This is a genomic window from Nocardiopsis oceani (assembly GCF_054777395.1).
Window position 1 is genome coordinate 126,923 of sequence record NZ_BAAHAR010000017.1, and the last position, 7,601, is coordinate 134,523.

A 7,601-nucleotide genomic window follows, 5' to 3' on the forward strand; every position below is an offset into this window, starting at 1 on the left:
AGCCGAGGACCGTGTCCCAGCAAGCAGCAACGACCCTCGAGGACGTCCTTCCGCTGGCACCCCTCCAACAGGGCCTGCTCTTCCACGCACTCGACGACGACCAGAGGCTGGACGTCTACACCGTCCAGCACGTGTTCGAGTTCAACCGGCCGGTGGACGCCGACGCCCTTCGCGCCAGCGCCGACGAGATGCTGCGCCGCCACCCCAACCTGCGCGCCGGTTTCGCGCACGAAGGCATGGAACAGCCGGTCCAGTTCATCCGGGCCGCGATGCCCGCCCACTGGCGCGAGGTGGACCTCAGCGGTCACGGACCCGACGAGCGCGACCGCGAACTCACCCGCATCCGGCGCGAGGAGCGCGAACGCCGCTTCGACCTCACCCGGCCACCCCTCATCCGCAACGTCCTCGTGCACTGCGGCCAGGGGCGGGCCGTACTGGTCGAGACCCACCACCACATCCTCATGGACGGCTGGTCGGGCACGCTCTACATCTTCGAACTCCTGGAGCTGTACCGCGCCGGCGGCGACCCCGCCGCCCTGCCGCCCGCCCGCCCCTACCGCGACTACCTGGTCTGGCTGTCCCAGCAGGACATGGACCGGGCCGCCGGAGCCTGGCGCGACGCCCTCGCCGGGCTGGACACACCCACACTGATCGCCCCGCCCGACCCCGGCCGCCGCCCGGTCATGCCGCGCTCCCTCGAGGCCGACCTGGCCCCCGAGACCGCGGACGCGCTCACCGCCGTGGCCCGCCGGATCGGCGTCACCCCGAACTCCCTCCTCTGCACCGCCTGGGCACTCACCCTGCGCGCCCAGACCGGCCGCGACGACATCGTCTTCGGCAGCACCGTCTCCGGCCGCCCACCCGAGATCCCCGACGTGTCCTCGGTCATCGGCCTGTTCTTCAACACCATCCCGGTGCGCATCGACCCGCGCCCGGCCGAACGCCTCGTCGACCTCTTCGAGCGCGTGCACCGCCAGCAGACCGACCTGCTGCCCTACCACCACGTCAACCTCGCCGAGATCCAGGGCCAGGCAGGGCTGGGCACCCTCTTCGACACCCTCTACGTCCTGCGCAACACACCCAAGGACGCCTCCCAGGCCCGGGAACTGGAGGAGGCGGTGGGGCTGGAGAAGGTGTCGGCCGCCGACGCCACCCACTACCCCCTCACCTTCGTGGTCGAGCCGGGCGACAGCACCACGGTCTCCCTGGCCTACCGCCCCGACCTGTTCGACGACACCACCGCCCAACGGCTCTTCGACCGCGCCCTGGCCGCGATCGAGGCCCTGGCCACCGACCCCGAACAGCGCGTGGCCGACCTCGACCTGCTCTCCGGCGAGGAGTCCCGGGCGGTGCTCACCGAACCCAACCGGACCGACCGCGACCTGCCCCCGGACACCATCACCCAGCTCCTGGAGAAGACCGCCGGTGAGCTCCCCGACCGCACGGCCCTGGTCTTCCACGGGCGCCGCGTGTCCTTCGGCGAACTCAACGGCCGCGCCAACCGGATCGCCCGGCTGCTGGTCGACCGCGGGATCGGCCCCGACACCGGTGTCGCCCTGGGCGTGCCCCGCTCGGTCGACGCCGTGGCCGGGCTCTTCGCCGTCCTGAAGGCCGGCGGTGGCTACGTGCCCCTCGACCTGGACCACCCGGAGTCCAGGCTGGCCGACATGATCGGGGACTCCGCCCCCGCGGTGGCGCTGGTGAGCGAGGACTCCGTGGCGCGGGTCCCGTCCCGGGAAGGCACCGCCAACGTCGTCCTCGGTTCAGCCGCGACCGAGGCCGCGCTGGCCGAACTGCCGCCCGACGACCTCACCGACGCCGAACGCCTGGGACCGGTGAGCCCCGACTCCCTCGCCTACACCATCTACACCTCGGGCTCCACGGGCCGCCCCAAGGGTGTGGCGGTGCCCCTGCGCGGCTTGACCAACATGCTCGTCAACCACCAGGAGCGCATCTTCGACCAGGTCGTCGCCGAGCAGGGCGGGCGGATCCTGCGCATCGCGCACACCGTCTCCTTCTCCTTCGACATGTCCTGGGAGGAACTGCTCTGGCTGGTCCAGGGGCACGAGGTGCACCTGATGGACGAGGAGATGCGCCGCGACTCCGACGCCCTGACCTCCTACTGCGCCGAGCACGCCATCGACGTCATCAACGTCACCCCCTCCTACTGCGGACAGCTGATCGAGGACGGGCTGCTGGCGGAGGACGGCAGGCACCGGCCCTGCCTGGTCCTGCTCGGGGGAGAGGCGGTCACCGACACCGTCTGGCGGCGGCTGCGCGAGGCGCCCGGCGTGCTCGGCTACAACCTCTACGGACCCACCGAGTACACGATCAACACCCTCGGAGGCGGGACCGAGGACAGCGCCGGGCCCACGGTGGGCGCGCCCATCCACAACACCCGCGTCTACGTGCTCGACTCCGGCCTGTCCCCGGTACCGCCCGGCGTCCCCGGCGAGCTCTACGTGTCCGGGGTCGGCCTCGCCCGCGGCTACGCGGGACGCCCCGGCGGGACCGCCGACCGGTTCGTCGCCGACCCCTTCGGGCCGCCCGGCAGCCGCATGTACCGCACCGGCGACCTGGTCCGCTGGGGTCCCGACGGGCTCGTGGACTTCCTCGGACGCACCGATGACCAGATCAAGATCCGCGGCCACCGGGTCGAGCCCGGCGAGATCGTCGCGGTGCTGGAGTCCCACCCCGATCTCGCGCAGGCAGCCGTCCTGGCCAGGGAGGACGCACCGGGCGTGCGCCGACTCGTCGCCTACCTCGTGCCGAAGCAGTCGGACCCCGGAGGTCCCGGTGCCGTCGACCCCGAAGAGGTGCGCGGCGCGCTGTCCGCGCGCCTGCCCGAGCACATGGTCCCGAGCGCCCTTATGGTCGTGGACCGGCTGCCGCTGACCGTCAACGGCAAGCTCGACCAGGCCGCCCTGCCCGCACCCGAGTGGCGGACCGGCGGCGGACGCGCGCCCGCCAACGACGAGGAGCGCAGACTCTGCGCGCTGTTCGCCGAGGTGCTCGGGTTGGACGAGGTGGGTGCGGAGGACGACTTCTTCGCCCTCGGCGGCCACTCCCTGCTCGCCATGCGCTTGGTGGGCAGGATCCGGAGCGAGTTCGACACGCGGCTGAGGGTGGGCGAGGTGCTCACCGCGGCCACCCCGGCGCGGATCACGGCCCGCCTGTTGGGCACCGAGGAGGGCGGTGACCCGCTCGCCACGCTGCTGCCCCTGCGCTCCGGCGGCGACCGGCCGCCCCTGTTCTGCCTCCACCCGGCCGCCGGGTTCAGTTGGTCCTTCGCCGGCCTCACCCCCTACCTGGACCCCGACCAGCCGGTCTACGGCGTGCAGTCGCCCGGGCTGCGCGGACGGCACGGATTGGCGCCCGACCTGGACGGACTGGCCGTGTACTACCTGGAGCGGATCCGGGCCGTCCAGCCCGAAGGCCCCTACCACCTGGTCGGCTGGTCCTTCGGCGGACAGGTCGCGCACGCGGTCGCCACCCTCCTCCAGGACAAGGGCGAGGAGGTCGCGCTCCTTGCCGTCATGGACACCTACCCCTTGGACGGCGAGCGGCGCACCCGTGAGCTGTCCGCGACCACCGAAGAGGTGGAACAGGAGGCCCTGGCCTTCCTGCTGGCCAGCTCCATGCGGGAAAGCCCCCAGGACTTCGCGCCGCCGTACACGCGCGAGGAGGTCACCGAGTTCATCAGCGAAGGCGGGGTCTGGGCGGACCTGGAGCCCGCCACCCTGAACGCGGTCGTGGACACCTACCGCGAGAACGCCGAACTCATGACCCGCGCCACCTACCGGGTGTTCGACGGCGACCTGGTGTTCTTCACCGCCGCGGGCACCCCGCGCGAGGACGTGGACCACCAGGCATGGAGCCCCTACGTGAGCGGCCGCGTGGTCGACCACCGTGTCAACGCCTCCCACGACGCACTCACCGGACCGGCCGCACTGACCGAGGTCGGCCCCGTGCTGGCCGAAGCGCTGCGCACCAAGAGCGGGGTGCGACACGAGTGAGACTAAGGCTAGGCTAGCCTAACTGTTACCCCCGAAGGTTTCCCTCTGACAGGAGAACAACTGATGTCTGAACCCGCACGCCTGTGGCCGCTCTGCGCGCTGTCCGCCCTGGTGCTCGGGGCGACCGCCTGCGCCGCCACCGAGTCCGACGACGGCTCCGAGGGCGGGGCGGAGGCCGAAGGGGAGACCCGCGTCTTCGAGGCCGAGAACGGCGATATCGAGATCCCCGCCGACCCCCAGCGCGTCGTCGCCCTCTCCTACGCCGCCCAGCCCGCGGTCGAGCTCGGCGGCAACGTCGTCGGCGTGCACACCCAGGACAACTGGGCCGAGAACGTCCACCCCGACGACGTCGACACGATGACCGGCCTGGAAGAGGTCGGCTCCACCAACGAGGCCAACTTCGAGGCCATCGCAGCGCTCGAGCCCGACCTGATCGTCGTCGGCTGGCCCTCGGACGGCATGGAGAACGTGCCCCTGGACAACCTCGAGGAGCTCGCGCCGACCGTCGCCATCGGCCTCGGCGACCCCGACTCCTGGAAGGAGGTCGAGGTCCAAGTGGCCGACGCGATCGGGGTCTCCGACACCTACGAGCAGCTCGAAGGCGAATACGACGCCCGAGTGGCGGAGATCTCCGACGAGTACGCCGACGTCCTCGCCGAGACCGACTTCGCCTTCGCCCGCTCCTCGGAGGGCACCCCCGGCGCCGGCGCCGGACAGGTCCTCCAGGAGTTCGGCCCCGCCTGGAACACCGCCATCGCCAGCGAGGTCGGATTCGACTTCATCGGCGAGCAGAACGAGGCCTCCCACCAGGAGTGGGCGGCGTACTACTCCGTCGAGGAGGTCGACCAGCTCTCCGACGCCGACGCGATCCTCACCGAGGCCAACCCCGACGGCGATGTCCCCGGACCCACCCAGGACCTGATCGACGAGGACGTCTTCAACTCCCTGCCCGCCGCGGAGGACGACCAGGTCTACCCGCTGCCGTGGAGCGACGCCGGTACGCACAAGTCCGCGCTGCTCACCCTGGACAGCCTCGAAGAGGCCCTGGAGCAGATCGCCTCCTGACCGCCCGACACCGCCTTGGCGGTGAACTGACCGCGGGTGCACCGCCCCGGCGTTCACCGCCCCGCAGGAGGACCGGAAATGCAGAAGGAACTGACCCCCGACCTCGTCCTGGAGCACGTGGCCAAGGCGCTGGGGATACCGACCGACGAGGTCGAGGAGACCGAGAGCCTGCTCGACCAGGGCATGGACTCGATCCGCCTGATGAGCCTGGTGGAGAACTGGCGCGAATACGGCGTCGAGGCAGACTTCGTCGCCCTCGGCGAGGAGCCCACCGTCCGGGCCTGGCAGAAAATCCTCACCTGACCGACCCCGCACCCGCCCCTGAAGGAGCGACGACCATGAGCAACCCCTTCGACGACACCGAAGGCACCTTCCTCGTGCTGGTCAACGACGAGGACCAGCACTCGCTGTGGCCCGGCTTCGCCCCGGTCCCCGACGGCTGGACCCCCGTCCACGGCCCCGTCTCCAAGAACGAGGCGCTGGAGTACGTCGACGCGCACTGGACCGACCTGCGCCCCCGCAGCCTGCGCGAGGCGCTCGCCTGACCCGCGCATTCTCGCGATGATCTTGCTCCTGTCTCCACTCTCGACGGCCGAGGGTGGAGACAGGGGCAAGATCATCCGGGGGGAGCTGCCCGCTGAACCGCCCCACTCGTGAAGGACCCCGTGAAACTCTCCCAGCTGATGATCGACATCAGCCCCCTGCGCCAGAGCCGCGAGTTCAGGATCATCTTCGTCGCCCGGCTCATCTCCATCTTCGGGCTGGGCTTCGCGGCCGTTGCCCTACCCATGCAGGTGTACGAGCTCACGGGGTCCTCACTGCTCGTGGCCACCGTCCACACCACCTCCGCCGTCAGCGTCCTCTCCGGTACCCTGGTCGGCGGCATGCTCGCCGACCGCGGCGACCGGCGGCGCCTCATCGTCATCGGTCGGGCCTCCGCCGTCATCGGTTTCGGCGTTCTCGCCGCCAACACCCTCCTCCCCGCTGAACCCTGGCTCTGGGTGATCTACGCGATCGCGGCCTTCAACGGCTTCTTGGGATCGTTCAGCACCGTCGCCCTCCAAGCCGTGGCCCCCGGTTTCGTCCCGCGCGACAAGCTCCCCGCCGCCGGGGCGCTCATCGCACTCAACGGCCACCTCGGCAACGTCATGGCGCCCGCGCTCGGCGGGATGATCATCGCCAGCCTCGGGATGGGCTCGAACTACGTCATCACCGCGCTGCTCTCGCTCTTCACGACCTTCCTCGTGTGGCGCCTGCCCAGGCTCGAACCCTCCGCCGAATCCCGCGCCCAGCCGGTCCTCGACGCCCTGCGCGAAGGAGGCGGGTTCGCGTTCAGGCACCGCGTCGTCGGTCCGCTCCTGCTCCTGGGCCTGGCGCAGATGCTGTTCGCCACGCCCCAGGTGCTCATCAACGAGTTCACCGACAAGGTCCTCGGCGGCGGGCCCGGCCTGGTCGGAATCCTGTACACGGCGCCCGCCGTCGGAGCGCTGATCGGATCGCTCACCAGCGGCTGGGCCGGGCGGGCCCGCCGCAGCGGCGCGCTCCTGCTCGCGGCGGTCGCTGTCTGCGGTCTTGCCGTCCTCGGATTCGGAGCCAGCCCCTGGGCGCCCCTGGCCTTCGCCTTCCTGGTGTTCCTGGGCTTCGGCCAGGTCGTGGAGCAGATCCTGCGCTACGCGCTCCTGCAGTCCCACACCCCCGACCACCTGCGCGGGCGGGTCAACTCCGTGTGGACCGCGCAGTCCACCATCGGCAACTCGGCCGGAGCCCTCACCCTCGGCGGCCTGGCACCCCTCATCGGGGCCGCCGGAGCATTGATGGCCGGGGGAGTGCTCACCGTGGTCAGTGTTGGAGCGCTGGCCGTCGCCTTCGCCGGGCTAAGGACCGCCCAGGTACTGAAGGAACCCGCGGTGACGTCCACCAAGCGGTAACCTCACCCGCAGACTTCCGACCACCCGACGAGCCGTTCACGCTCGACCGCGGTGGCGCCACAGACCAGCCCCGGGATCAACGGCGATCCCGGGGCTCTACGCGGCGTGGGGGAGGGGTCTATTCGGTGTGGGGGGCCTTGAGGGAGGAGACGAAGGTACTCCAGCCAACCGAGGCAAAGCTCAGGTGCCCCAGTTCAGCTGATCTCGTCACCGCATCCAGTCCCGCGGCCCTCCGCGAGGCCCTCGCCCCCACCCGCTAACCACAGGGCCCGGCGGATCCCCCTCCGCCGGGCCGCAAGCCCATCTATGATGTGGCCCAGGGGCCCGCTCCGCCGGTGGCCCCCAAGGTTTGAAGCCAGGTTGCGAGACAACAACGCCTCGCGTCATCACAGATAGTTGGCCCCGAGCCCAGCGCACGCGGGGATCAACTACCCGTGGGTGAAGCCCACGGGCTTGCAGGTAGGTGCCCACCTGGCTGGTAGGAGACCTCCCGCGTCCAGCACCCCCTCACTGTTGAGAGGATGCAGAGGCGGCTGACTGGCGCCCCGCGATCCACGCCGCCTCGCCCCGGTGGGCGAGGTTGCGCGAAGCG

At 71.0% G+C, this 7,601-nt stretch carries 5 protein-coding genes; all 5 read left to right on the plus strand.

The annotated features are described in order from the left end of the window. Positions 1-11 precede the first annotated feature (11 nt). The 5 genes from ACYVDG_RS12110 (at position 12) to entS (ending at position 7,009) form a co-directional block, all read left to right on the plus strand. A complete protein-coding gene (locus ACYVDG_RS12110) occupies positions 12-4,016 on the plus strand; it encodes a non-ribosomal peptide synthetase (RefSeq protein ID WP_460749796.1) in 4,005 nt (1,334 codons plus the stop codon). Between the two features lie 63 nt (positions 4,017-4,079). After that, positions 4,080-5,081, plus strand: coding sequence for an ABC transporter substrate-binding protein (locus tag ACYVDG_RS12115; protein ID WP_460749800.1), 1,002 nt, complete (start codon positions 4,080-4,082; stop codon positions 5,079-5,081). A 78-nt stretch (positions 5,082-5,159) separates the two neighbouring features. Beyond that, entirely contained in the window at positions 5,160-5,384 is a 225-nt protein-coding gene (locus tag ACYVDG_RS12120) for a phosphopantetheine-binding protein (RefSeq protein ID WP_460749804.1), read from the plus strand. A gap of 35 nt (positions 5,385-5,419) precedes the next feature. Next, complete coding sequence (locus tag ACYVDG_RS12125) at positions 5,420-5,626, plus strand: MbtH family protein (RefSeq protein WP_460749811.1); 207 nt, start codon at positions 5,420-5,422, stop codon at positions 5,624-5,626. 120 nt (positions 5,627-5,746) lie between these two features. Beyond that, positions 5,747-7,009, plus strand: coding sequence for an enterobactin transporter EntS (entS, locus tag ACYVDG_RS12130; RefSeq protein WP_460749814.1), 1,263 nt, complete (start codon positions 5,747-5,749; stop codon positions 7,007-7,009). The last annotated feature ends 592 nt before the right edge of the window (positions 7,010-7,601 follow it).

Bases quoted from the DNA above. Each gene is read 5' to 3' on its own strand.
- ACYVDG_RS12115 (WP_460749800.1), top strand. From the start codon at position 4,080: ATGTCTGAACCCGCACGCCTGTGGCCGCTCTGCGCGCTGTCCGCCCTG.
- ACYVDG_RS12120 (WP_460749804.1), top strand. From the start codon at position 5,160: ATGCAGAAGGAACTGACCCCCGACCTCGTCCTGGAGCACGTGGCCAAG.
- ACYVDG_RS12125 (WP_460749811.1), top strand. From the start codon at position 5,420: ATGAGCAACCCCTTCGACGACACCGAAGGCACCTTCCTCGTGCTGGTC.